This is a genomic window from Terriglobus roseus DSM 18391 (assembly GCF_000265425.1).
Classification (GTDB): domain Bacteria; phylum Acidobacteriota; class Terriglobia; order Terriglobales; family Acidobacteriaceae; genus Terriglobus; species Terriglobus roseus.
Window position 1 is genome coordinate 1,261,533 of the sequence record NC_018014.1, and the last position, 25,001, is coordinate 1,286,533.

Below are 25,001 nucleotides of genomic sequence, written 5' to 3' on the forward strand. Positions count from 1 at the left end.
AGAACTCCCTCGACAGGAGTTCCGCAGGTAGAGCACATCAAAGGCGGGTCGCAGGATAGTGGGACAGATAGATACGAGTGCAGCAACGCCGGTCGAACCGGGCCACGCAGAAAGGCCGACGCCGCAGGTTGCGGGCATCATGGTCCGCGATACGGCCAACCGCCGTCTCTTGCAAACGATTGCCGCAAGCCTGGACCTTCAATCGGTGGTACTCGAACTTGCAGAGTTCGACCCGGACCGCCTGGCCGACTTCGAACTCATCATTGCCGACGAAGAGAAGGCGCTCCGCCTCCGCCCCTTGATCACCGCTCAGTTGATCGAGAAAGAACAGATCAGGCCGGCCCTCGTCGCCGTCGTTCCCGCGCCCATCGCTGCGGTGCCGCCGGACGAGGAAGCGGACTCATTCGACGCGGTCCTCGCCCTTCCAGACAATCCTTCAGTGCTCAGCGCGCAACTCGGCGTCGCCCTCTACGCCCATCGGGCCTTCGCGCGGCGTTACCGGTCGGCACTGGAAGAACTCAACCTGAATCGCAATATCTTCCGTTCGGTCACTAGCGGCATCAGCATCGCGAACGCTCAACTCCCGGACATGCCGCTGATGTACGTCAACCCAGCCTTCGAAGCCATGACCGGCTACAGCCTGGAAGAGGTAGAAGGGAAGAACTGCCGATTCCTTCAAAATGGTGAGACCGACCAGCCGGGCCTCACACTCATCCGCGAAGCACTTTCAAAACAGCGCGAGACCGTCGCAGTCCTTAAAAACTATCGGAAGGACGGTCGCCTCTTCTGGAATGAACTGGCACTCTCTCCCATCCGCAATCGCGACGGAGAATTGACACACATCGTAGGCATCCAAATGGATGTCACCGAACGCGTGGAACTTGAGACAGCACTGCGCGAGTCCGAAAAGCTCGCAGCCGTCGGCCGCCTCGCATCCGCCATCTCGCACGAGATCAACAACCCGCTCGAAGCGGTCATGAATCTTGTCTACCTCATGGATCAGGTTCTCCCGGAAAGTGAGCAGAACACGGAGGTCCGTTCGTACATCCGTCAGGCTGATGAAGAGCTTAAAAGGATGAAGCTCATCACCGCGCAGGCGCTCCGCTTCTCAAAGCAGTCCCACGGTCCAGAGGCCGTTACCTGCGAAGATCTGCTCTCGCCGATCATCGAAATCTACGGACCTCGTTTCAAAAACTACAACGTCACCGTCGAACTCAGGAACCGTACGGACCAGCACATCGTCTGCATGGTCAGTGAAATCCGCCAGGTGCTCACCAACCTCATTACCAACTCCGTACATGCCATGCATGCCGGAGGAGGACGCCTGCTGGTACGCACACGCGAGGCGATGGACACACGCAACGAACGCCGTGGCATCGCCATCACCATCGCCGACACCGGCGTGGGCATGGATTCCGCCACCATGACCAACATCTACAAAGCCTTCTTCACCACCAAGGGCCTGCAGGGCACCGGCCTCGGACTCTGGATCAGTGCAGAGATCGTGGCAAGACATCACGGACACCTCGACGTCCGTAGCTCTCGCGCCAGCCAACGCCACGGTACTGTCTTTCGTCTCTTCCTCCCCTACCAGGGCGCTGCAGGGGAAGATCCAGCCAAGGCCTGAAGCGCCGGGTGGCGCGCTGCTTCGATGCGGTCAGTAGCCCGTCCCGTCTAAGATGGTCGGGACCCCAGACGCTATGGGTGCGGAGTCGTGGCGTGACAAGTAGATCCTCGAAGAAGTACTGTGTCGCTGCGGCGGCTCTCTGGTTTGCAGCCGTTGGCTGCGCTGCAATGCTCCCGGCACAGGATCTCCCTGCGCTGCGCAAAGGCTTTGCGGCACCGCCGAATGACGCGAAACCCATGATGCGTTGGTGGTGGTTCGGACCATCCGTCACCCGCGAAGAGATCATGCACGAGATCGACCAGATGCACGCCGGCGGCATCGGCGGCTTTGAGTTCGCGTCAGTCTATCCGCTGCTCTTGGACGATCCAGCGAAGGGCATCCATAACCTCCGCTACGCCTCTCCTGAGATGGTCGAGATGCTGCGTGTCGCGCAGGAGCATGGCCGCGCCCTCGGCATGCGCGTCGATCTCACACTGGGCAGCGGATGGCCCTTCGGCGGCCCGCACATTCCGATCGATCAGGCTGCTGCGAACCTGAAGGTCATAGCACTGCCCGTTGGCGCACCACACCCCGTCATGGCAGCGGGTGAGAGCCTGATCGCGGTCTACTCCGCCGGAGGAACGCCGCAGAAGTGGGACGCTGCAACCGCCCATCGCGAGGCGCTCACCTTCAGTGGCACCGGATCGAACGCAGGCGTCGCGGTCTACTTCATCCTCAGCCACACCAAGCAGATGGTGAAGCGTGCATCGGTCGGCAGCGAAGGCTATGTGCTCGATCACATGTCGAAGCAGGCCATCACGACGCATCTGACCGCCGTCGGCGAACCGTTGTTGAAGGGCTTCAAAGGCGCTCCGCCATACGCCATCTTCTCCGACTCGCTGGAGGTCTACGGCAGCGACTGGACACCGACACTACCGCAGGAGTTCCAGCGCAGACGTGGCTACGATCTGCTCGACCATCTGCCGGAACTGGCGCAGGGAGGCACGCCACAGGCTGAAGCAATCCGGCACGACTGGGCCGTGACACTCTCTGACCTGGTGCGCGAGAACTACCTGCAGCCCATGACCACTTTCGCCGCCGAGCATGGCACAAAGTTCCGCTCGCAGACCTACGGCGAACCCGCAGCAACGCTGGCAGACGAACGCATCCCGCAACTCCCCGAAGGCGAAGGGCCGCAATGGAATGCCTTCTCGTACACGCGTTGGACCTCCTCTGCGAACCACATCTTCGGCAATAATGTCACCTCCGCAGAGACGTGGACGTGGCTACACTCGCCCGCCTTCCGCGCAACGCCTTTAGACATGAAGGCCGAAGCCGACCGCATGTTCCTCGAAGGCGTCAATCAGATCGTCGGACATGGTTGGCCTTACTCCGCACCCGGTGTGCAGGAACCCGGCTGGTCCCTCTATGCAGCGGCTGTCTTCAACGCGCACAACCCCTGGTGGCCCGTGATGCCCCAGGTGACGAACTACCTCCAGCGCATGAGCTGGCTGCTCCGTCAGGGCGAACCGGCAAACGACATCGCCGTGCTGCTTCCGGAGGATGATGCCCAGGCAGAGTTCCGTCCCGGCCACGTCTCGGTCACCGCCGAGATGCCGCACCACATCACGCCGCAGTTGATGAAGTCCATGCTCTCCGCGGGCTACAACGTGGACTACACCGATGCGAAGGCGATCGAACTCAAAGGCATCGCCCATCCCGTCGTCGTCATACCCGCGACCCGCCGTATGCCGCTCGCGCTGGTACAGCGGCTGCAGACCTATGCAAAGGGTGGCGGCAAGATCATCTTCGTCGGCGAGACACCGTCGACCTCACCGGGCCTGAAGGACGCCGGTGACAGTGCACGAGTCGCCGCCGCCGTTGCAGCGTTGCTACCAATGGCGCAACACGTAGCATCCGACGCCGATCTGCCTGCAGCCCTGCACCGTGCGCTGCCGCCGGACATGGACGTAAGCGCCAGTCATGGTGAGATAGGCTTTCTTCATCGCAGGCTGAAGGGCTCTGACGTCTACTTCATCGCGAACACCTCAAACACGGCCCAGGTGCTGAAGGTCTCACCCCGCACCACACGCCACACCGCGGAGTGGTGGGATACCGAGAAGGGCAGCGCAAGTGCCGCAACACTCGGCGCGCAGATCACACTGCCGCCCTACGCCTCGCGTGTCCTCGTGCTACACGACGGTACCGGCGTTAACACCAGGACGCCTTCGCTCGCGGCCGACAGCCGCACCCCCATCACGCTCACCGATTGGCACGCCGCATTCCCCGGCAGCGCGGGATCACCTGCCATGCCCGAGCGTGCAGTCAAGAGCACGGTGTGGACCGACGACGCTGCGACGAAGTTCTACTCCGGCGAAGTTCGCTACACGACGACCTTCGCAGCACATGCACTCGGCAAGGGCCAGCACCTGGTGCTGGGCTTCCCGGATGGCAAGCCATTGGAGAACACCCGGCCCGCCAACCTGCCCGGCATGCGCGCATGGTTCGATGCTCCCGTGCGTGACGCTGCGGTCGTACTCGTAAATGGCAAGCCTGCTGGAACCCTCTGGCATCCGCCGTATGAACTCGATCTCTCCTCGCTTGTAAAGGATGGCGACAACACCATCGAAGTCCGCGTCTTCAACACCGCAACGAACGAGATGGCTGGTCACCCGCCCGTCGACTACACGGCACTGAAAGCAACCTACGGCGATCGTTTCCAGATGCAGGACATGGACAAGATCGACGCCGCAACCTCGGGCATGGTCGGGCCCGTCACGCTGGACTATCGAACGGAGTCCAAGTAGGAATGCACGGTGTCTGACGTAGTCGATTTCTCGTGATTCCGGGCGCTCTTCGTCGTAGCCTGATCGCAGGAGTCTCCTCATGTCCAGCGCCGCGCATCCTGCAGGGCTCGCCTCGTTACCCTCCACTTCCTCATCCAGCCGCACCGTCTCAAGAGACGTCGCTGCGGCTGGCGTCCCTTGGTACATCTGGACCGGCGTTGCAGGCATTACGTCAGCCTCCGTCGGTGCCGCATGGGACGTCGCGTGGCATCGCTCCATCGGACGTGACACCTTCTGGACGCCCGCCCACCTCATGATCCAGCTCTGCGGTGTGCTGGCTGCGGTCGTCGGTCTGTGGCTCGTCCACCAGTGCACCTTCAACACCGATTCAAAGCTCCGCGCGGCCTCGGTCAATGTCTTCGGTCTGCGCGCACCACTCGGCGTCTTCCTCGCAGGCTGGGGCGGCATCGCCATGATCACCTCGGCGCCCTTCGACAACTGGTGGCATGACGCCTACGGCCTCGACGTCAAGATCGTCAGCCCGCCACACACGCTTCTCATCCTCGGTATCCGCGCCGTCTCGCTGGGCGTCTTCTTCCTCATCCTCGCGACCATGAACCGCGCCGCAGCCGAAGGCTCCAGGAGCTTTTCCACGCTGCAGAAACTGCTGCTCTACCTCGGCGGCCTCACCGTCGGTGGCCAGATGTTCTTCCTGCAGGAGTACACCTGGGACGTCGGCCTGCATCAGTCACGCGCTTACATCGCCATGGCCATCGCCGTGCCCGTCGTCTTCGCCATGATCTCGCAGGCCTCCCGCTTCAAATGGGCCGCAACCACCGCCGCCGCCATCTACATGGCCTTCCTCATCGGCGAGATCCTCATCTTCCCGCTGGCACACGCAGAACCGAAGCTCGGCCCCGTCTTCTTCCCCGTCACCCACCTCGTCCCGGCAAAGTTCCCCATCCTTCTCATCGCCCCGGCCTTCGCCCTCGACCTGATCTGGCAAAGGATGAAGAACTGGAAGACCTGGCAGATCGCCGCCGTCTCCGGTGTCGTCTTCCTTGCAGTCCTCACGGCAGTCGAGTGGCCCTTCGCCAACTTCCTCCTCTCCAAGGCGAGCGAGAACCGCTTCTTCGGTACGGCCTACTTCCAATACAGCGCACGCCCCGACAGTGAAGACCGCCTCCGCATCTTCTTCCACCCGCAGGGTGGTCTGACCCTCTGGCTCGATCTCTTCCGCGCCTCCCTTTACGCGGCGATCTCGACCTGGGTAGGCCTGCTCTTCGGTCGCTGGATGCGCGGAGTCCAACGGTGAGACTGAATCGATTCAAAATGTGGTTTGTAGTGCTCTTTTTGTTGCTTCCAGCGGTCGCAAACGCGCATGTTGGCAACAAAGATGTCTTCGTAGAACTGCACCCGGGACCCTACAAACTCTTCGTAACCATCCGCCCGCCACTGGTCATTCCAGGCGTAGCAACGGTCGAAGTCCGCAGCTCCGGACCCACCGTTAACTCCATTAGAATCAATCCAGTACCAATGACCGGCGAGGCCAGTAAGCACCCGCCAACACCCGACCCCATGCAACAATCCAAAGCCGATCCCGCCTTCTTCACCGGCTCGCTCTGGCTCATGGGAGCAGGCTCCTGGAAAGTCCAACTATCCATAGAAGGCACCCAAGGCAAAGCAAACGCAGGAGTTCCAGTCCCAGCCATGGCCCTGTCCGTTATGCGCATGGACCGCAGGCTGGGCCTAATGCTCGGCGCCCTTGGAGCCGCGCTGGTACTGGGGATCGTCGGCATCGTCGCCGCAGCTTCGCGCGAATCCCGCCTCCCACCCGGTGAAGCTCCGGATGCACCGCGTCGCAAACACGCAATGGCCATGGGCGCGGTAGCCCTCGTTGCTGTGGTCGCAGCCGTCTGGCTAGGCGGCTGGTGGTGGAACGTGGAGGCAGCAACCTACGCCTCGTATGTCTATCAGCCATTGGCACTTACGCCCTCACTTCAAGGGGACACGCTCGACCTGAAGATCGGCAGCTTCACGACAGACAACGTCCGCCGCAATCGCGTCGCCACCGATCTGCTGCCGGATCACGGTCACCTGATGCACCTCTACGCCATCCGCGAACCCGAGATGGATGCCGTCTACCATCTGCACCCATCACTGGTCGCCCCAGGCGAACTGCGCATGTATCTCCCCGCAATGCCGCCCGGGCGCTATCGTCTCTTTGGCGACATCGTGCACCGCAGCGGCCTGCCGGAGACCCTGACCTCAACGCTGGAAATTCCCCAAGGCTTCACTGGCGGCAAGCTTGCGCCAGAGGATGCATCGGCAGCACCGCCCGAGATTTCGGCGGGTGAGATGGGGTCGGTGGACAAGCTGCCGGACGGCTACAGCATGGTCTGGGACAAGCCGGCGACATTGGTCGCGAACCAGCCCGCAGACTTCCGCTTCCACCTGCTCAATGCACAAGGAAAGCCCGCAGCTGACGCAGTCACGTACCTCGGCATGGCGGGGCACGCAGCCTTTGTTAAGACGGATTGGACCGCGTTTGCACATACCCACCCTGAGGGCTCTGCACCCATGCAGTCCATGGCCGTCGCGAATGACGGTGCCGTGCTCGAACCCATGTCTGGCATGGCGATGGAAGGTATGGATATGGCCGCAAACGTATCACCGACGGTCGAGTTTCCGTATGGATTTCCAGCACCAGGAAAGTATCGGATCTTCGTGCAAATGAAGCACAGCTCCATCGTGGAGACAGGTGTCTTTGACGCAGAAGTGCATTAAGGTTTGATCGATCTTACTTAGTGGCTTGAGGCGCCGTGCGGCCACGGTGCTTTGCCCTTGAGGCAAGCCAGGATCCCACACGAACGATGGGGAACAAGAAAAACAGGGGGCGCGGCAGGCGCGACTCCACGATCTCGTCTGGCCGGTACGTCCATGTGCGAAGTTCCGATAGGACAGCGCGAGTTCCGCTGCCTAAGAGGAACCGGGACAGGTAGACGGACGTGCTGCCAAATGGCTGTGCATCCACCTCTCGTGTCTCGCCCCCACCCGACAGCAGCCGCAGCGCAGACTTTCGCAAGTATTGCAGTGTTGCATCCTTCTGAAGTTCCTGCTGCAGGGTACCCAGGTCGAGCGATAGCAGATCATGGCAGAGCAGCAGTGCCTGACCGACGGACCTTCCCGCGTCCAGGTCTTTCACACGATGGTAGGTCGCCATGACGGCGGCGGGATCGTTGTGTGGCAGCAGCACATACACATCCGCCAGCCATTTCAGGCGACCCCATCCATGGGACGCACCGTGCACGCAGAGGTAGGCCAGCAACGCATCACCGCCGAGCGTTGTCACACTACTGCCCGGCGCGATCTCTACCTGCTGAAGCGCCGCGGGTTGCAGTTCACCGCGCAAGAGCGGCAAGTCTGTCAGCCGCCAATGCAACTCCAGAAAGATGTTAGTTCCGGTCCGGCGCCAGTCCATGGCCTTGCCATAGCGTAGCCACACATCCTGGTGCTCCGGGGAGATCGTGTGAGGGTCTTCAGGCTCGTAGCCGGCGGTTTGTAGAATTTTCACCGCAGCGGCTACCTGCGATGGCGGAACCCACAGATCAACGTCTTTCGAATGACGCAGACTTGCGTCGTTAAATGCAAGTGCAGTTAGTGCAGCACCTTTCAAGAAGACGGCCTGAAGACCAGCATCGTAAAAAATCCTGCCGAGCCGCATGGTCTCAAGGGCCAGCATCATGGCCTGGCGGGCCTGCTTGCTTGCCGCGTTTTGCATGATGGCAGATACGTCATCCGGCGGTCGCACCTTCGCCGAGGCCAGCCCGCGAAGCAGCAGTCCAAAGACTCGATGCCGTTCGCCGATTGCCACGAGGTGGTGCCATTCCAGGACAGCCGCGGCAGCTTCCCGGATGGCTGCAATTTCCTCATCGCCGAACGGAAAGCGCAGGCAGACAAGCATCAGCCGGAACTCTGGCGAGAATGAAACCCCAACCGTGTTCTGTGCTGATAAAGCCGTGGCTGTGCCTCTCGCCTGCATGCGTATCCAGAGTAACGGTTCAGACGGTTGGCGTGCCTGCACGAGTCACGGGACGCATCCCGCGCGTCACGTGCTGCGTGCGCGGCCATGTTAGCCTTAGGAAAATCTCACCTGCGTGGCGTTGGGGTTCCGCCAGAACCGCACGCGGCCTGGCCGCTGCTGATGACTCCTACGAATCGTAGGAGGACCATGTCAGAAGCGCGTTCCGTAACATCCCACATCTCAATCCATCATCTGTTCCGGTACCTTCTGCGTTGGATTCCGCTTGCGGGTCTGACGGGCGTCATGGCTGGCTCCGCGTCGGCACTTTTGCTGTGGTCGTTGAACGTTGCTACTGCTATTCGCGAAAGCCATCGCTGGCTGATCGCCCTGCTGCCGGTCGCCGGTCTGGCCGTTGGCTTGATGTATCGCTACCTGGGAACATCGGTCGAGGCGGGCAACAATCTCATCCTGGATGAGGTGCATGATCCGCGACGGACCATCCCCGTGCGCATGACGCCGTTGATTCTCATCGGGACGTTCATCACGCACCTCTTCGGTGGATCGGCCGGACGTGAGGGCACTGCGATTCAGACGGGCGCATCGCTCGCTGACCAGCTTGCGAGGCCATTCCGGCTGAGCGCGGAAGAGCGCCGCGTGTTGTTGATGTGCGGCATCAGCGCTGGTTTCGCCTCGGTATTTGGAACGCCATTGGCCGGTGCCATATTCGGGTTGGAAGTATTGATGGTTGGGTCGGTGAGCTACGGCGCACTGGTGCCGTGCATCGTCGCAGCCTTTGCGGGAGACCTGACAACACGCGCCTGGCACGTGACTCACACGGTCTATCGTGTCAGTGCCGTGCCGCAGATCTCAGCACGCGGTGTCTTGCTTGCAGCCGTTGCAGGTGCTGCGTTCGGACTGGTCGCGATGGCTTTTGCGCATACGGTGCATGCGATCGCTGCGCGCTGCAAAGCGTGGATCGCGTATGCCCCGCTGCGACCATTTCTTGGTGGCGCATTGGTCGCTGCGGCGGTGTTTGCCTTCGGAACAACGAAGTATATCGGCCTGGGCATTCCGGGTATCCTCGCGTCGTTTGACGGTCAGCAACCTGCTTATGACTGGGCGGCTAAATTCCTCTTCACCGTTGTGACGCTTGGTGCGGGTTTCAAAGGCGGCGAAGTTACACCGTTGTTTTTCATCGGCGCAACGCTAGGCAATGCGCTTGCGTACGTATTGCCGCTGCCGCCATCCCTGTTGGCGGGCATGGGCTTTGTCGCTGTGTTCGCAGGTGCGGCGAACACGCCGGTTGCATCAACGCTTATGGCCGTGGAACTCTTCGGCGCAGAGGCAGGCGCATACGCAGGGATCGCATGTGTCTTCAGCTACCTCTTCTCCGGCAACAGCGGCATCTACCGTTCGCAACGCGCAGGGATTGCGAAGGTTGCGAACGAGGAGGCAATGGACGAAGACTCACTCGCGCTGGAAGCGAAAGATACCGTGTCACGCAAACTTCACTCTTAGCGCCATTAGAGCTTTACGGATCGCAGACGCAGCGCGTTTGCGATCACCGAGACCGAGCTGAGACTCATGGCTGCAGCCGCGATCATCGGGCTTAGTAGTAAGCCAAAGAACGGATACAACACACCCGCAGCCACTGGTACGCCGATGACGTTGTAGGCAAAGGCGAAGAAAAGGTTCTGCCGGATGTTACTAACTGTCGCCTGGCTCAAGCGTCGGGCACGCCATACAGCGCGCAAATCGCCATGCAGCAGCACGATGCCTGCTGATTCCATGGCAACATCTGTCCCTGTTGCCATCGCGATGCCGACGTCGGCGGAAGCAAGTGCAGGAGCGTCATTCACTCCATCGCCCGCCATGCCAACTGTGCGACCCATGCTCTTGTAGCGCTTGACTGCATCCGCTTTGCCTGCGGGGAGAACACCGGCGACATACTCAATGTCGAGTGTCTTTGCGACGGCCGATGCCGCGGCTTCGCTGTCCCCGGTTAGCATGACGACGTTCACCCCTGTGGCTTTCAATTCGCGGACCACTTCGGCGGCAGACGTGCGCACGGTGTCTGCGATGCAAAGCAGACCTGCTGCCTTGCCGTTGTGGGCGATGACGACAACGGTCTCCGCAGCAGATTGATGCTGGGTAATCGCAGCCTCCAAAGGCGCCGCATCGATGTTGAGCGATTGCATCATTGCCGGATTGCCAATGGCGATGTCGCTGCCCGCGACCTGTCCCTGTACGCCCATGCCGGGAAGATTCTTGAAGCTCTCGACAGACTGCAATGTGATGCCACGTCTCGTTGCCTCTGCTACCAGCGAGGCGGCCAGCGGATGTTCACTGGCTCGCTCCACACTTGCAGCAAGCCGGACGATGTCGTCTGCATTGAAGCCGGCTGCAGGAGCGACTGTTGTGACGCGTGGCTTGCCTTCGGTTAACGTGCCTGTCTTGTCGATCAAGAGTGTGTCGATGGACGCGAGCTTCTCTAACGACTCGGCGTTGCGAACGAGCACGCCAGCGCCTGCGCCGCGGCCGGTGCCAACCATGATGGCCATCGGCGTTGCCAACCCCAGCGCACATGGACACGCGACGATGAGTACGGCGATCGCATTGACGATGGCATGCGCCAGGCGTGGCGACGGGCCGAGCAAGTACCAAGCGAAGAAGGTAATCAGGCTAACGAGTAGCACAGCTGGAACGAAGTAGACAGCGACGCGGTCTGCCAGTTTCTGAATTGGTGCGCGCGTGCGCTGCGCGGCGGCAACCATGGAGACGATCTGTGCCAGCAGTGTTTCTGATCCGATGCGTTGCGCCTTCATGACGAAGCTGCCCGTGCCATTCACGGTGCCGCCGATGACTGCGTCGTTGGTGGCCTTTGCGACGGGCATGGGTTCGCCGCTGACCATGGATTCATCGACAGCGCTGAAGCCTTCAAGCACGATGCCATCGACGGGAACCTTCTCGCCAGGACGGACACGCAGGCGGTCGCCGACCTTGACTGCATCGAGCGATACTTCCTTCTCATGGCCGCAGTCAGCCAATCGCAGCGCGGTGCGCGGTGCCAATTGCAATAGCGCACGCAGTGCGGAACCGGTGCGACTACGTGCACGTAGTTCCAGCACCTGTCCTAACAGCACCAGTGTGATGATGACCACGGCGGGCTCGTAGTAGAGCGGGACCGCGCCGTTCATGCTGCGCATGGAAGCAGGGAAGAGTGATGGTGCGATGGTTGCTGCAACACTGTCGAGATAGGCGACGCCTGCACCGAGAGCGATCAGCGTGAACATGTTGCCGCTGAGGTTCTTCACCGATTGCCAGCCGCGTACGAAGAACGGCCAACCGCACCACAACACCACAGGCGTTGCGACGAGGAACTCCATCCATGCGAGTGTCTGCGCTGTCATTGCGTGCTGCAGCGGCATGGATGGCAGCATCTCCGACACCATCACGCTGAGCAGTGGAACGGCCATCGCAAGCGCGATCCAGAAGCGCCGCTGCATGTCGCGCAGTTCGGGATTGTCCTCTTCGGCGGTGACTTCGCGCGGCTCAAGTGCCATGCCGCATTTTGGACAGCTACCGGGTGCATCGCTCGCAACTTCCGGGTGCATGGGGCAGGTGTATTCGGTGCGTGTTGCTAGGGTCACAACTGCCGGCTCCAATGCCATGCCGCACTTGGGACAACTGCCCGGACCCATCTGACTTACTTCAGGGTCCATCGGACAGATGTACTCGGTGCCAGCTTCTGCGGCTGACGGCGGAGCGGTTGGCTGCGGTTCAAGATACTTCTGTGGGTATGCCTCAAACTTGGCGAGGCAGCCCTTTCCGCAGAAGTAATAACGCTCACCATTATGTTCTGCTGAGCCCGCAGCTTTCGATGGAAGAACCATCATGCCGCACACAGGATCCTTCACTTTCGCTTCGACGATCTCTTCCTGCAAAGTGCTCACTGCGTGCCCCCCATGGTTGAACGTAACATCGCATCTCCGTTGCTTGAAGGCGCATCGAGTGCGCCGCTTAGCGTGTAGTTCTGTAGAGCAATGACTCCCATCCACTCTTTCTCCAATGCATGCAGATAGGCCATGCGGAGTTGTGCGAGGGTGCGTTGCGACATGAGTACTTGTGGGTAGGGTGCGGCCATGGATTGGTACTTCATGGCATAGAGTTCATAGGCGCGTTGCGCGCGCGGGAGTAGTTGCGTGCGATAGCGTTCGGCTTCGAAGCGTGCTGCGAGATAGCTTTGAACTAAAGGTTGCGCTCGCTGTTGTGACTGTAGCTGCGTGCGGGCGACGTCGTTCTTTGCGCGCGTCAGGTCCGCTTCTGCTGCGGCTTTGTTGCCCTGGTTGCGATTCCACAAGGGCAGCTCTACGCCTATCTGCGCGAAGCCCATCCAGCCTGCTCGTTTGGTTGGGTCGCTGAGTTGATCGCCGCTGTTCCATGCGCCTGCCTGGATCTTCAGGTCGGGTACTGGTTCGCGTTTTGCGCTGGTGCGTTGTGCCTCTGCTACGGCTACTTCCTGCTGTGCTCGTTGGATATCCGGGCTGTTGTTTAGGACGTTATTTATGGTTTCGTTTGTGTCGAGGTTGGGGATTGCTTCGAGGTCGCCGGTTAGTTTTGCGACGGGGAGGTTGGGTTGGCCGCAGAGGGCTGTAAGTGACCGGAATTTCTGGAGATAGTCGCGTTGGGCTGCGACGTAGTCGATCTTGGATTGCTCGTTTTCTACCTCTGCCTGGAGGACGTCTGGGGTGTCTGTTTGTCCCAGGTTCTGCATGGTATGAGACGTCTCAGTCACATTCTGTGCCAGGGCCATTAATTGGCGTCGGATTTCGACGGCGGACTGGGCTGCGAGTGCCTGATAGAAGACACTTTGGACGTCGGCGCGGACGCGGATGGTCTGCTGTTCGATCCCGATGGCGTCGGCCTTCGCTGCCTGCTGGTAGACGTCGCGACGGAGGCCCAGCTTGCCGCCGAGGACGATGGTCTGCTGGACGAAGGCGCCCTGCTCACCACCGCCGTAGCTGCCGCCGCGGATGTGTTCGCCGCTGTAACCGATGGTCGGGTTTGGGGGGAGCGCTGCCTGACGGGCCTGGGCCTGGCTGCGTTGTTGCAGAGCGGTGGCTTGCTTCAGGGTTGGGTTGTTCGCGGTGGCGAGGTCTTCGAGTTGCTGGAGTGTCAGCGGTGCGTTGGCGTCGGCTTCTTTAAGGAGTTCGGGTGCGGGCTGGTTGTCGCCTGTGTGGGAGTCCGGTGCTTCGGATTCCTGCAGCTTGAGCGTGTCGCGGCGAATGGAAGTTGTTGCTGCGGGTTGCTGTGCTGCGGGCTTCGCGGGTGCGCTCATGTTGGGCATGCTTTGCATGGGTTTGTTGTCGTGGTGCATGCCTGGCATGTTGTCCATTTGCGCGGAGGCTGAGGCTGCCGCGAGCAGTATAGAGATGGTTAGGAAGGTGAACCGATAGGTCTTCATGCGCGGCCGCCTTCGTTGCGCAGGATGGAGGCGTAGGGATCGTTCTGGCGCTTTGCTTCGCGCATCTTTGCGATGACTTCGTCGTAACGGGCGGGCGGCAAGACGCGGAGGAAGGTCATCATGCCCTGCATGCTGCTGCTCCAGCCGGGTCGCAGGCCGAAGTTCTCCGGCTTGTCGAGCATGGCGGTGTGTTCCATGTTCATCATGGGGCCTTCCATGTAGGCGTCCTGGGGGAAGTTGGGCACGTTGCTGGCGTCGGGCGCGATGTTTTTGTCCTGCTCGCGCATGGCGGACTCGCCCATGTCCATGGACATCATGCCGGACATCTGTTCGCCGCTTGTCTTCGGTTGTCCTTCGGCCATCTGCTGCTGCATGTCGCGCATGGCGGACATGCTCTTCGCCTGGGAGAGCGGGCCGTTGGTGGTTGCTTCGCCGTTCACGCCGGTGCTCATCTGGTTCATCATGTGGTGCGGCATGTGGCAGTGGAGCATCCAGTCGCCGGGGTTGTTGGCGACGAACTCGACGTCGCGCGCCTGTCCGACGCCGACGAGCGTTGTGTTGCCGGGCCACCAGGCGCTGGGCTGAATGCGGCCGCCCTCGGTGCCGGTGACGTGGAAGGTGTGGCCGTGCAGATGGACGGGGTGGTGATCCATGCCGAGGTTGATGAAGCGCAGGCGCACGCGATCGCCGAGGCGGATGATGAGTGGCGTTGCAGCGGGGCCGGCCTTGCCGTTGATGACGAGCCAGTTGAACTCCATCTTCATGGTGTTCGGCACGGTGTTGTTGGCGAGGACGGCGTACTCCTGAAAGTGGAGGGCGAAGTCCTTGTCGCAGTGCGGCGTGTAGGGATCGCGAGGGTGCATGATGAAGGCGCCGAGCATGCCCGCCATCTCCTGCATGGCCATGTGCGAGTGGTAGAAGTAGGTGCCCGCCTGGTGGATGTCGAACTCGTAAACGAAGGTTTCGCCGGGGCGCGTGGGGGCCTGGCTGATGCCGGGCATGCCGTCGAACTGGATCTGGTCTTCAAATCCGTGCCAGTGGATGGAGCAGGGTTCGGGGAGCTGGTTCTCGAAGATGACGCGCACGCGATCGCCCTGCGTGACCTGGAAGGTGGGGCCTGGTGCGGAGCCATTGAAGCCCCAGACGTCGATGATCTTGTTAGGTGCGATCTGTTGCTTCATCACGTGCGCGATCAGTCGAAAGACCTTCACGCCACCGTCCATGGTGAAGGGCATGTCACCGACTTCCGTGGTGACGACCGGGACGTTGTGCGCGTTGGTTGCGTGATGCGGCGGAGGCGTGGTGGCGAAGAGGCGCGGCGCGGTCATTAGACCGGCGCCAAGACCGAACGCGCGCTGCAGAAAGCTGCGGCGGTTACTCATGGAAAATTCCTTCAGTTGTCCTAAAGCGTTAGGAGGTTCACGCGCGGTGTTGGGGCGTGAGTGTCGATCGGAAGGAAGGGAACTAGACGCGGAGAGGCAGCGGCATCGCCGTGGGTGGCGACGGCGGATGGAGCGCTGGCGGCGGCGTGGGGTAGCCAGTGGTCAGCGTGGGGATGCGTGACTCGACGAGGATGGGTGTTGCGGTTGCGTCGATGGAGGTGGGAGCTGCTTCTGAGACGGGTGCGTTCCGTTGTTCGGGAGCACAGACGTTGTGGGCGCAGTGGAGGGTTGCGGTGGCCTGGACGGCGGCTGCGTGATGGCAGGAGGGCATGTCTGCCATGGCATCGTCCTGCTGGACCTTTACGGCGGGTGCGGCCTGGGCGTTGCAGCAGGGCATGGCCGCCGCAGGAAGGGCGGAGCCGCCGAGGAGCAGGGCGAGCAGCATCACGAGATGGATCAGGCGTTGCACGTCTGTTGTAAAGGATGCACCGGGGTGGGGATCGGGTGCAAGGAAGGGTCTTCTTCGGCGGCAGCCCCTGGGCTTATGAGGTGGCTTTGGGGAGAGTGTCGTGCTTTGCACGATAACCCACCCGTTGCTTCGCAAAGAATGGGGCACCCGGTGGTGGAGGCCCGTTGGTCTTGTGCCGGGGAGAAGAGATTCCTCAGTGTCTGAAGCCGGTTTTGTTGGGTGGTTCTATGGCATGGCTGAAGCATGCCCCTCCGAACACGGTTCGTGCTTTGCACGATACCCCATTCTTTGGGCGCTGGGGCGCGGCAGCGTTGGGCCTGGCTTGTAGCCTGGCCCGACACTGTTGCGATTCTTTGGGTGAACGCGCTGAGAGCGCGTTGCGATCGTTGAAGAGTTTTAGACCGGTTCTGCGCTGCTTTCGAGGATGAGGCGCAGGGACTTGGCTGCGCGGTCGAGTGCGGTGCGGTCTTCGGAGCCGAGCTCGGCGAGGCGGTCGGCGAGCCAGTCTGCGCGGCGCTCGTTTACGTTGCGGAGGTACTGTGTGCCGGTGCGGGTGACGGTGAGACCGATGCGACGGCGATCTACGTCGCCCTTTGCGATCTCTCGCTGTACATAGCCGAGTGTCATCAGGCGCTTGACGTGTGCGCTCATGGCTGGACGGCTCATCTGTTCCATCTCTGCGAGTTCGCTAACGCCAAGACCGGGCTCTTCCCGGAGGGTGCCGAGCAATTGTGCATCCAAGGAGGAGCTGCCGCCCCGAATAGCTTCCCGCCGAAGATGACGGCTGAGGCGAAGGATAGAAGGACGAAGTTCCGCGGCGAGTTTCACCGTTTTCGTGATCGTAGTCGTTGTGTTACGCATTCCCTGCAATACTCCCAACAATGTCCGGGGGGCGATCGTGCCGCTCCTGCCGAAACCTGAAACACATTACATGCCTTGTCGATAGAATGGCAATCGCTAGAAAGTTACAGTTCGATGAGACAGGGATTGGCAACAGAGATGACACGAGATAACGCGGAATCCGTTGAAAGCGCGGAGCTTCGGCGTAGCTTTGTGTCGGCTATGCGACATTTGATTGCCACGATAACGATTATTACTTCCGGCGATGCGGGTGGTCGTGTGGGCATGGTGGCAACGGCTGTCATGTCTGTTTCGGCGGATCCACCGTCGCTTGCGGTGGGTGTGAATCGCGAGGCGGGTGTGTGGCAGGCGATGCAGGATACGGGGCGGTTCAGCGTGAATCTGCTGGCGACGCGGCATACCTCGCTGGTGCACCCCTTCAGCGGCCAGCTGCAGGGGGAAGAGCGCTTCAGGCTGGGCGAGTGGCACACGCATGCGACGCAGACGCCTTATCTCGCGGATGCGGTGGTGACCCTATTCTGCCGGGTGGATGGCGCGTTGGATTATGGGACGCACACGTTGTTTGTCGGGGCCGTGGATGATGTGCGTTTGAGCGCGGAGGCGAATGAGCCGCTGCTTTGGCGGAATGGTTCGTTTGCGAATGCTGTGCCGCTGGTTTGAGCGGTTCCGTCTTGTGCTGGGGGAGATAAAGATCCCTCAGTGGCTGAAGCCGGTTTCCCGGGTGGGTTTTATGGCATGGCTGAAGCCATGCCCCTCCGAATGCGGTTCGTGCTTCGCACGAATCCCCGCCTTAGCTTCGCGAAGGAGGGGCACCCGTTGGTGGCGGTCCTTGGGCTTATGAGGTGGCTTTGGGGAGAGCGGTCGTGCTTTGCACGATAACCCACCCTTTGCTTCGCAAAGAATGGGGCACCCGGCTTTGCCGGTTCTTTCAGGCCTGAACCCAACCCTTTGCTTCGCAAAGAATGGGGCACCCGGCTTTGCGGTTTCTTTTAGGTCCTTGACGCGACGAACCCCACCCTTTGCTTTGCAAAGGGTGGGGCAGCCGTGATCTTGTCAGGTCCGGGTTGCGATTTGTCCCGGCCTTATTTGTCTGCGCTTACCTGGTGAGGGATGCTTTTTCGTTTGCTGCGAGGAGCTTCTCTACGAGGGCGAAGGTTTCGTTGCGGAGTGCGGTGTAGGCTGCGCCGGTGGCCGGTCCGCTGAAGCCTGCGTGGGTCTCTTTGACGAGACCGTCGCGGCCGATGAAGAAGGACGTTGGCCAGCAGTTCAGGTTCTTGCCCTGAGGGAGCTTGTCGTTGAGTTCGTCGGGTGTACCCATGACCAGGACGGGGTAGGGGATCCGGTACTGGGTGACGAAGGCGCGGAGGCGCTCGGGGTTCTTGAGCTGGTCTTCTTCCTCGAAGGAGAGGCCTACGACTTCCAGACCGCGCTGGTGGTACTTGTTGTAGAGCTCGACGAGCAGGGGCGCTTCATCGTGGCAGTTGGGGCACCAGCTGCCGCCGATGGCGGCGATGACGACCTTGCCCTTGAAGTCGGGGTCGGTGCTGCTGACGGTGGTTCCTGCGAGGTTGGGGCCGGCGAAGCGGAGCGGCTCTGCGGGGTTGTTGACGGTGGTCTGCTCGGTCGCGAGTGTCGGCTTGCCGAGGTTCTCCTTGCGCGCGACCTCAGGCCGGTTGGCGGTCCAATGGTCACCGCCCCGAAGATCCGTTACGAGCAATGAGCCGTCGGTCTGGGGCTTGAGCGCGAGGATGGAGCCGCCCGAGTCTGCGAAGCGGCTGACGCGGTATTCGCCGGCGGCTTCGTCGTAGCGGCCGTAGAGACCGCCGGTGTCGCCGTCGATGCGGAGGATGACGGCCTTGATCTCGCCGTTGCCTTCAAAGGGCGCGACGCGCAGCGTCCAGGCGGATTCGCCTTTCTTCGACTTCTCAGGAAGCGCGATCTCCCAGTCACCGTTGATGGTGGCGCCCTTGTTGCTGCCGGCGGCCCTGGCTGCGGGGACGAAGACGCTGGCGGGCTTGCCGTCGCGGTCTGCGTGCAGTTGAAGGGCGATGGGCTGCTTCAGGCGCGCGCCGTTGTAGGTGGCGTAGAGGGTGTTGCCGCTGAGTGTGCCGTCGAGGGTGCGGGCGAAGGAGTTGAAGCGGAGCACGAGGTGTCCGTTGGTAAGGGTGCCATTGCTGGACGGACGGCGCTCGGCGCCGTTGAGGAAGGCGCCGGTGACCTGGCCAGCTTTGTTGGGGGAGGTCAGATCCAACTGCACCGGTACGGACTGGCCGCCGACATTGGCGGTGCCGATCCAGTGGCGCGCGACCTTCTGTGAGACGGCGAGGTGCGGCAGAGCTGCGAACAGGCTGAATGCTGCGGCGGTGCGAAGGATGTTCATGTTGGGTCGATCTCCTGGAGTGCGAGCGGGGCAGCAGCCGGCGGTCCGGTCAGGTGCGGGCGCACACAAAGGCGCATCAACCCGCACAAAGACGGATCGCAGCCACGGCACGGAAGGTTGTCAGAGGGGAACTAAAGCGACGCGAAAACCCGGTGCACGGCTACGAACAGCAGCAGCGGCAACAACAGGTTTTGGTGATGAGCTTCACACCAGCAGCGTAACGCGCTGTGGGGGTGCGGTCAAGATGGTTTTGACTGGAGCTCATACTGCATGGGATGCGCAGCGGGGCTTTGCGGATTCGCAATCCCTAATTAGCGGCCGGGGAGCAGGGGCTCCACGGAGAGCAGATTGCCGAGTGTGCCGCGCTCCTCGTCTGTGAACTGCTGACGGTACTCCGGAGAGTTGAGCATCTGGTTCCGCTGCTGCGCGGGCATCTGGCGGAGATCGCGGAAGGTCCTGGCAACGGCGCGTCGCCGGTCGTCGGGCAGAGAGCCGAGCTGACCCATAGCGCTGCGGACGTCGCCGCGCTGCTGCGGGTTGAGGTGCTCCATGGCTTCTCCGCGCTGGATGACGCGTTCGCGCTGCTGCTGCGGCATGGTGTTAAGCCGGTTGAGGCGGTTCATGACCTGCTGCTGGGTCTGTTGCGGCAGGCGGTTGAAGCCGGGTTCGTTCTGCAAGGCACGCTGCTGCTGCTGGGGGTTGAGGTTGCTGTGCTGCTGCATCCACTGGCCCAGGTGCTCGCCACGGACGGGCTGGCCGCCCTGCGGCGCGGGGCCGATGTAACGCTGATTGTTGTTCTGTTGCGTGGGGCCGACGTAGCGCTGGCTATTGTTTTGCTGCTGGATCGGGCCGACGCTGCGCTGTCCGTTCTGGACTTGCTGCTGTTGAGGAGCGCCGTAGTAGCGCTGACCTCCGCCCTGGTAGGACGGACCGGGATAACCCTGACCGTAGCCCTGGCCCCCGTAGGCTGGGCCGCCGTAGTTGCCCTGGCGCGGTGCGCCCATGGACGGGCCATTCATGCCGGGGCCGCCCATGCGCTGCTGTCCGCCTCCCATCCTTTGCTGCGGGTACCCCATGCGCTGTCCGCCACCCATGCCGCCCGACGGAGGCGCGTAGCCACCCTGGCGGCCTGGCTGCGCGAGGGCAGAGAGGCTGATCAGGAGGCACGCGGATGCAGCGAGCATTGCGCTCGCGGCGTTGTTCCGGGATGGTGTCAGCAGAGGCATCGGTCCAGTCAGATCAGGTAAAGCTCAACATAACAAAGCAGAACAGCGGTACATGGTGCAGCGGCTTAGCTTTCTGGTGTGTCGTCATCCAGCAGCTGGTTCATCTGCTGGATCGCTTGGTCGTTGTTGTCGAGGATCTGCAGGTCTTCGACGGTCGCCGAGATTGCTGGCGCCTTCTGATGCTGCAGATGCGAGATCTCAAGCCAGCTTCCACCGCCCGCTACGAGCAGGAGCGCCATGGCGCCCGCCAGCATCGGTTTCAGCGTAGCCGTGTTGCCATAGAGGAAGCGGTCGCGCAGGCGGGCGAAGAAGCCCTCCGGCTCGCGCTGGACCTCCTCGCGGAATCGCGCCATCATCCGGGCGTCGAACCACGGCGAAGGCTCTGGGGCCTTCCAATCGTCGAGGAGCGCCATCATCTCCTGCATGGCCTGCTCATCGGATACTTCGGTCGTCTTCTTGGCAGAAAACATAACAACCTTCCTTCTCAAGTCTAAATACGCTAGACGAACTCTTTTAGCCGCTCGCGCAAGGTTTGATAGGCGCGAAACAGTAGAGATTTTGTTGCAGATTCGCTCAGCTTCAAGACCGATCCGATCTGCTTGTAATCCATCTCCTGGTACTTGTGCATCAAAACGGCGCTACGCTGGCGCTCGGGCAAGGCCATGACGTGCGCCTTGATGGCTCTCATTCGCTCGGCGCGCACCATATCGGCTTCGATGGTGGGTGTCTCGTCGGCGACGTCGTGCATGCTGCCCGTCTCGGGATCGGGCTCGTCCAGATGGACGGTTGGCGCGGTCCGTTCGTTTTTGGTGTCGCGCGCGTGGTTGACGGCGAGGTTGGTGGCGATGCGGTAGAGCCAGGTGGTGAACCGAGCCTCAGCGCGGTAGGTTTCACGCGAACGATAGACGCGAAGGAAGACCTCCTGCGCCATCTCCTCGGCGATCGCCTGGTTGTGCACCATGCGATACATGAAGTGAACGATGGGCCGGCGGTACTTGTTCATCAGGTAGTCGAAGCACTCGAGCTCGCCCGCTTTGAGGCGGAGCATGATCTCGGCGTCGCCGGTCTCTGCCGGCTTGGCTGCGACTGCCTGAAGCTCTTCTGCGAAGCCATTTGCGCGGCCTGGAGCCAGATCGGCCTCCGAGCCCGCCATCATTCCCGGATTGAGCGCCAGACTTGCCATATCTTCTCCGACACCATCAGCGTCGGATTGTTGCGCGTCTGCCTCAGTTTCGGGGTCTTTCTCTAGGTTTTCGGAGTCCGGGTCGGCCGGGTCGAGCAGGTCTTCGTCGTGCATAGGATCGTCGCCGGGCGTGGCTCCATCGTGAGACGCAGTGCGATGCCCGCCGGAGAACCGATCTGACTTGCCCGATTGTCCCGTGCTGCCTGCTGCCATACGTCCGTGGGTCCTTCGCATTGCGTCGTCGCCGCGCGACGAACAGCACTTATTTGTACCGGCCTTCGCCTGGAAAAGCGAAACCAAACGTTCAGGTGGGATGCGCTCCATCACCCCCCGGGACGCTTGGAGGGCATGCACCGAAAGGGGTAGGGGGACGGAGACGGCTGCGCACAGGGCTGTGGGAGACGGCAAGTGGGTGCGTGATAAACTTCTTATCAGCAAGCGCAAGCCTGCGCGGGCGCATAACTCAGCGGTAGAGTGCCACCTTCACACGGTGGAAGTCGTAGGTTCGAATCCTGCTGTGCCCACCATCAAATCAACAACTTAGCGACATCTAGCTTAGGCTGTACGTCATGCGTACGTCATAGACCTGTCTGCGACCCCCCCGCACCCCCAAGTCAGCCTGCCTATCGTCCCGGACCTCAGCCCCGGAGAGCGCGAGCTACTTTGCCGTAGGTGTATGCGTGCATATCGAGCATAATGATCGCGCATGATGAAGTGGCTTGCTGCTAACGTCTATCTCGCATCTTGGCTCTCTGTTCTCATTGCGCTCGTCGCCATGCTCGTTCAATCACGACGTTCGGGCCAGCCGATCAGGTGGACTATGGCGACACTCCGAGTAGGCTTCCTTATCTGCCTATCCGCTGTACTGACTCCGGGACTGGATCAGGAGACCCGTCACGTCATGGAAGCCATGGCAGCATCTTTGATAGGTGTGCTGGTCGTTAGGTCTGGGCAGGAATAGAGGATGTGACGGCCAGACCGCTAAAGTATGGTCATGAGGCCAAAGGGAATCTGCGGACTTTGTAAGCGTGAGCGTGACTTGGCGGACAGCCATCTCCTGCCGAAGGCGCTCTATCGGCTTTTCCAGGGTCCAGACCAGGGCAGCAGGAACCCTCTCCATCTATCGACCGCAGCAAAGATGCAAACGTCTGCTCAGATGAAGGACTACTTTCTTTGCGATGAATGTGAGGACAGGCTAAACAAGCAAGGGGAGCGCTGGACGATGGCGAATTGCTATCGCGGCGGCAACCAATTCAAGTTGCGTGAGTCCTTGTACGCTACAGAACCCTATTTGAGCGTTGACGGGTCAAGCGTTTATGCCACGTCGGGAATTCAAGGGATTGACCACGCAGCATTGACGTACTTCGGTGCGAGTGTCTTCTGGAGAGCCGCCGCAAAGTCATGGTCCCAAGCTGGCATGCGCTATTCAGCACTACGACTTGGACCGTACGCTGAGATGCTTCGGCTCTATTTACATGATGAAGCACCCTTTCCTACCCAATTTGTTTCGCTGAATGTCTTCGTGTCGATGCGAGAGCCGCCGCTTCTAGGCATGCACTTTCCAGTAACAGAGCCAAAGCGCGAGAGCTTTAGATCAGTACACCGGTTCCACATCCCCGGAATCCAGTTCATGATGGTCTGCGGCAAAGATTTGAGAATAGATCAGTTTAGAGGTTCTATCGCCGCAGCCCCATACCACTACATATTTGCCTCTCCTTTCACCGAAGACGTTCCAGCGGCAAACTTTCTACACGTACTGAGAATGCACGAGTAGATATAGGCTGAGTCCGTAAGCGTCCGCTTGTGTGCTAAGCTCGCCTGACGGTGCGCGACGGGCATACCCAGTCCGCCGAATCATCCACTGATTCGAGGAGCGCCGTCGATGTCAATCAATCCCATCAAGCCAATCGCCCATCACGATCTCAAAGCCTTATCTCTGACAAGGCTCGAAGCTCTCTACGCCCACTACTCGAAGGACGAACGCAACGTGTCGCTCAAACATCGGCGGCGCAACTTCGATGCGATGCACACCATCACGGCTGCGATAAGAGATCGCTCCGCAGCCAGCAAAGACGAGCTATTCCAGCTCCGACATGCTTTCGCAATCATCCGGCTGATAAAGCGAACAATTACGTGTGTAAATCAGTACGGCCCCGCGCGTGTAACCCGATATAGGAAGGCAGCATGAGCATCGTGCAGGAAATTCGTGACGAGGTATCGAACCTCAAACTTAACGGCTACAAAGATGAGACTCATGTGGACGCAACATACGTGCAAATCATCGAGCTGTTGGAACGTCAAGCAACCATCATCGAAGTTTTGCTAGAGCAGCATCCCGAATATAGAGAGCGCTTTCACTTCGAGTCCTACAACCCATTGAGCTAAATGTCCACCGCCGTCCGCTAGCGCATTTTCCTTGCACCCCATGGGAAGGTGCGCTAGTTTCCTTGAAAGCGCAGTCGCGCTCCGCAGTACAGGTCACACCCCTAGCAGTCGCTAGGCGGGTCTCGCCAGTCGGCCAGCCCGAATCAAGCCGTTCATTTTGATTCGAGGCACAGCCATGGCAGTCACACAGCTCATCGACGTCATCATCCCTGAAGAGTTCACCGCGTATCAGGTGGAGAACTCTCTCGTGTCCACTGCTCTCTCGCAGAGTGGCGTGGTCGCAAACAACGCTCTGATTGCCGCGCAGCTTAGCGCAGGCGCAGAGAGCTTCACCGTTCCGTTTTGGAATGATCTTCCTGATGTCGAAGCGGACATCACGAACGACGATCCCGCGATTCTGAGCACGCCGCAGAAGATCAGCGCGCACAAGCAAACTGTCCGCAAGTCGTTTCTCCATGCGTCCTGGTCAGAGATGTCGCTTGCGTCGGAACTGTCAGGCGATAGCGCCCTTGCTCGGATTCAGGACCGTGTAACAGCGTATTGGGACCGTCAGGTCGAGAAGCGAGTCATCAACACGCTGCTTGGCGTGCTCGCTTCCAACGTCGCGAACAACGCAAGCGATATGGTCGTGGACATCTCCGGTCTCGCTGGCGCGGCTGCATCGTTCAACGGTTCGTCTGTCATTGACACCGCGCTCACCATGGGCGACCGCTTGGGCGACGTGAAGATGATCGCCATGCACAGCCACATCTACGGTGAGGCTTTGAAGAATGACGAGATCACGTTTTTCAAGCCGTCAGAGAATGGCGTGGAGATCGCCACGTACAAGGGCATGGCGGTTATCGTTGACGATGGCTTGACTCCCGCGTCTGGCGTTTACACCACGATTCTGATGGGACCGGGCGCTCTGGGCTATGGCATGTCTGCGCCGCGTACAGGCTATGGGACGGAACTCTTCCGCGTCCCGGCTGCGGGTAACGGCGGCGGTCAGACGGTGCTTCACAGCCGCGTGAACGTCGGCATTCATCCCTTAGGCTACGCCTGGACAGACGGCACGGGTGGAAGCGCCATCGCAGGCGATTCGCCGAGCATTGCTGACCTCGCCGTCGCTGCCCATTGGACTCGTGCGGTGTCGCAGCGCAAGTCCGTGCCGCTCGCCTTCCTCATCAGCAAGTAAAGATTCCCGTGGCGGGACAGAGGGATCATGCAGGGGTGCATGGTCCCTCGCTTTTTCA

The 25,001-nt window shown here is 60.8% G+C and carries 19 protein-coding genes, 1 tRNA gene and 1 riboswitch; of the genes, 10 read left to right on the forward strand and 10 right to left on the reverse strand.

What is annotated here, in order from left to right; all coding sequences use genetic code 11:
* Window positions 1-58: 58 nt before the first annotated feature.
* The 4 genes from TERRO_RS05475 to TERRO_RS05490 all read left to right on the forward strand — a co-directional run bounded on the left by TERRO_RS05475 (window position 59) and on the right by TERRO_RS05490 (window position 7,179).
* Window positions 59-1,627, forward strand: a complete 1,569-nt coding sequence (locus tag TERRO_RS05475; protein ID WP_014785006.1) for a PAS domain S-box protein — start codon at window positions 59-61, stop codon at window positions 1,625-1,627.
* Between the two features lie 92 nt (window positions 1,628-1,719).
* Window positions 1,720-4,413 carry a glycosyl hydrolase gene (locus TERRO_RS05480; protein ID WP_014785007.1) on the forward strand — a complete coding sequence of 898 codons (2,694 nt, stop codon included), beginning with the start codon at window positions 1,720-1,722 and terminating at the stop codon, window positions 4,411-4,413.
* Between the two features lie 79 nt (window positions 4,414-4,492).
* On the forward strand, window positions 4,493-5,707 hold the full coding sequence (locus TERRO_RS05485; RefSeq protein WP_014785008.1) for a hypothetical protein: 1,215 nt from the start codon (window positions 4,493-4,495) through the stop codon (window positions 5,705-5,707).
* Window positions 5,704-7,179 carry a hypothetical protein gene (locus tag TERRO_RS05490; protein WP_014785009.1) on the forward strand — a complete coding sequence of 492 codons (1,476 nt, stop codon included), beginning with the start codon at window positions 5,704-5,706 and terminating at the stop codon, window positions 7,177-7,179. Before TERRO_RS05485 ends, TERRO_RS05490 begins: the two co-directional genes overlap by 4 nt.
* A 13-nt stretch (window positions 7,180-7,192) precedes the next feature.
* Here the strand turns inward: TERRO_RS05490 and TERRO_RS05495 are convergent, their stop codons facing one another.
* Window positions 7,193-8,434: a nucleotidyltransferase domain-containing protein gene (locus TERRO_RS05495; RefSeq protein ID WP_014785010.1), complete on the reverse strand. Its 1,242-nt coding sequence runs from the start codon at window positions 8,432-8,434 to the stop codon at window positions 7,193-7,195.
* Between the two features lie 108 nt (window positions 8,435-8,542).
* Window positions 8,543-8,613: riboswitch (Fluoride riboswitch) on the forward strand.
* Between the two features lie 10 nt (window positions 8,614-8,623).
* Between TERRO_RS05495 and TERRO_RS05500 the strand changes: the two genes are divergently transcribed.
* Window positions 8,624-9,934, forward strand: coding sequence for a voltage-gated chloride channel family protein (locus tag TERRO_RS05500; RefSeq protein ID WP_014785011.1), 1,311 nt, complete (start codon window positions 8,624-8,626; stop codon window positions 9,932-9,934).
* 5 nt (window positions 9,935-9,939) lie between these two features.
* Here the strand turns inward: TERRO_RS05500 and TERRO_RS05505 are convergent, their stop codons facing one another.
* The 5 genes from TERRO_RS05505 to TERRO_RS05525 all read right to left on the reverse strand — a co-directional run bounded on the left by TERRO_RS05505 (window position 9,940) and on the right by TERRO_RS05525 (window position 16,460).
* Entirely contained in the window at window positions 9,940-12,369 is a 2,430-nt protein-coding gene (locus TERRO_RS05505) for a heavy metal translocating P-type ATPase (protein ID WP_014785012.1), read from the reverse strand.
* On the reverse strand, window positions 12,366-13,880 hold the full coding sequence (locus tag TERRO_RS05510) for a TolC family protein (RefSeq protein WP_014785013.1): 1,515 nt from the start codon (window positions 13,878-13,880) through the stop codon (window positions 12,366-12,368). Before TERRO_RS05510 ends, TERRO_RS05505 begins: the two co-directional genes overlap by 4 nt.
* Window positions 13,877-15,262: a multicopper oxidase family protein gene (locus TERRO_RS05515; protein WP_014785014.1), complete on the reverse strand. Its 1,386-nt coding sequence runs from the start codon at window positions 15,260-15,262 to the stop codon at window positions 13,877-13,879. The genes TERRO_RS05510 and TERRO_RS05515 overlap by 4 nt, the downstream gene beginning before the upstream one ends.
* Before the next feature lie 82 nt (window positions 15,263-15,344).
* Complete coding sequence (locus TERRO_RS05520) at window positions 15,345-15,731, reverse strand: hypothetical protein (RefSeq protein WP_157178260.1); 387 nt, start codon at window positions 15,729-15,731, stop codon at window positions 15,345-15,347.
* A 396-nt stretch (window positions 15,732-16,127) separates the two neighbouring features.
* Window positions 16,128-16,460, reverse strand: coding sequence for a MarR family winged helix-turn-helix transcriptional regulator (locus TERRO_RS05525; RefSeq protein ID WP_157178261.1), 333 nt, complete (start codon window positions 16,458-16,460; stop codon window positions 16,128-16,130).
* A 333-nt stretch (window positions 16,461-16,793) separates the two neighbouring features.
* On the opposite strand from TERRO_RS05525, the gene TERRO_RS05530 reads away from it, so the two are divergent.
* A complete protein-coding gene (locus TERRO_RS05530) occupies window positions 16,794-17,252 on the forward strand; it encodes a flavin reductase family protein (RefSeq protein ID WP_052313277.1) in 459 nt (152 codons plus the stop codon).
* A 436-nt stretch (window positions 17,253-17,688) separates the two neighbouring features.
* Here TERRO_RS05530 and TERRO_RS21860 read toward each other — a convergent pair whose 3' ends face one another.
* From TERRO_RS21860 to TERRO_RS21870, 4 genes are all read right to left on the reverse strand, one after another.
* Window positions 17,689-18,972 (reverse strand): TlpA disulfide reductase family protein, encoded by a 1,284-nt coding sequence (locus TERRO_RS21860; RefSeq protein WP_014785018.1) that lies wholly within the window; start codon window positions 18,970-18,972, stop codon window positions 17,689-17,691.
* A 311-nt stretch (window positions 18,973-19,283) separates the two neighbouring features.
* The gene (locus TERRO_RS21865) at window positions 19,284-20,198 is read right to left on the reverse strand and encodes a DUF3106 domain-containing protein (RefSeq protein ID WP_014785019.1); all 915 of its coding nucleotides are present in this window, start codon (window positions 20,196-20,198) and stop codon (window positions 19,284-19,286) included.
* Between the two features lie 65 nt (window positions 20,199-20,263).
* Window positions 20,264-20,668, reverse strand: coding sequence for a hypothetical protein (locus TERRO_RS05545; protein ID WP_014785020.1), 405 nt, complete (start codon window positions 20,666-20,668; stop codon window positions 20,264-20,266).
* A 29-nt stretch (window positions 20,669-20,697) separates the two neighbouring features.
* Window positions 20,698-21,789 carry an RNA polymerase sigma factor gene (locus TERRO_RS21870; protein WP_245536220.1) on the reverse strand — a complete coding sequence of 364 codons (1,092 nt, stop codon included), beginning with the start codon at window positions 21,787-21,789 and terminating at the stop codon, window positions 20,698-20,700.
* A gap of 44 nt (window positions 21,790-21,833) precedes the next feature.
* Between TERRO_RS21870 and TERRO_RS05555 the strand changes: the two genes are divergently transcribed.
* The 4 genes from TERRO_RS05555 (at window position 21,834) to TERRO_RS05580 (ending at window position 24,943) form a co-directional block, all read left to right on the forward strand.
* Window positions 21,834-21,908, forward strand: a tRNA-Val gene (locus TERRO_RS05555).
* Between the two features lie 1,355 nt (window positions 21,909-23,263).
* Window positions 23,264-23,569: a hypothetical protein gene (locus TERRO_RS05570; RefSeq protein WP_014785023.1), complete on the forward strand. Its 306-nt coding sequence runs from the start codon at window positions 23,264-23,266 to the stop codon at window positions 23,567-23,569.
* A complete protein-coding gene (locus tag TERRO_RS05575; protein ID WP_014785024.1) occupies window positions 23,566-23,766 on the forward strand; it encodes a hypothetical protein in 201 nt (66 codons plus the stop codon). Before TERRO_RS05570 ends, TERRO_RS05575 begins: the two co-directional genes overlap by 4 nt.
* A 175-nt stretch (window positions 23,767-23,941) precedes the next feature.
* Window positions 23,942-24,943, forward strand: a complete 1,002-nt coding sequence (locus tag TERRO_RS05580) for a major capsid protein (RefSeq protein ID WP_014785025.1) — start codon at window positions 23,942-23,944, stop codon at window positions 24,941-24,943.
* Window positions 24,944-25,001: the final 58 nt, after the last annotated feature.

What these genes read in the sequence shown, in the direction of transcription:
- TERRO_RS05485 (WP_014785008.1), top strand. Translation starts at nt 4,493, where the DNA reads ATGTCCAGCGCCGCGCATCCTGCAGGGCTCGCCTCGTTACCCTCCACT.
- TERRO_RS05495 (WP_014785010.1), bottom strand. Translation starts at nt 8,434, where the DNA reads ATGCAGGCGAGAGGCACAGCCACGGCTTTATCAGCACAGAACACGGTT.
- TERRO_RS05500 (WP_014785011.1), top strand. Translation starts at nt 8,624, where the DNA reads ATGTCAGAAGCGCGTTCCGTAACATCCCACATCTCAATCCATCATCTG.
- TERRO_RS05510 (WP_014785013.1), bottom strand. Translation starts at nt 13,880, where the DNA reads ATGAAGACCTATCGGTTCACCTTCCTAACCATCTCTATACTGCTCGCG.
- TERRO_RS05515 (WP_014785014.1), bottom strand. Translation starts at nt 15,262, where the DNA reads ATGAGTAACCGCCGCAGCTTTCTGCAGCGCGCGTTCGGTCTTGGCGCC.
- TERRO_RS05530 (WP_052313277.1), top strand. Translation starts at nt 16,794, where the DNA reads ATGCGACATTTGATTGCCACGATAACGATTATTACTTCCGGCGATGCG.
- TERRO_RS21860 (WP_014785018.1), bottom strand. Translation starts at nt 18,972, where the DNA reads ATGAACATCCTTCGCACCGCCGCAGCATTCAGCCTGTTCGCAGCTCTG.
- TERRO_RS21865 (WP_014785019.1), bottom strand. Translation starts at nt 20,198, where the DNA reads ATGCCTCTGCTGACACCATCCCGGAACAACGCCGCGAGCGCAATGCTC.
- TERRO_RS05545 (WP_014785020.1), bottom strand. Translation starts at nt 20,668, where the DNA reads ATGTTTTCTGCCAAGAAGACGACCGAAGTATCCGATGAGCAGGCCATG.
- TERRO_RS05570 (WP_014785023.1), top strand. Translation starts at nt 23,264, where the DNA reads ATGTCAATCAATCCCATCAAGCCAATCGCCCATCACGATCTCAAAGCC.
- TERRO_RS05575 (WP_014785024.1), top strand. Translation starts at nt 23,566, where the DNA reads ATGAGCATCGTGCAGGAAATTCGTGACGAGGTATCGAACCTCAAACTT.
- TERRO_RS05580 (WP_014785025.1), top strand. Translation starts at nt 23,942, where the DNA reads ATGGCAGTCACACAGCTCATCGACGTCATCATCCCTGAAGAGTTCACC.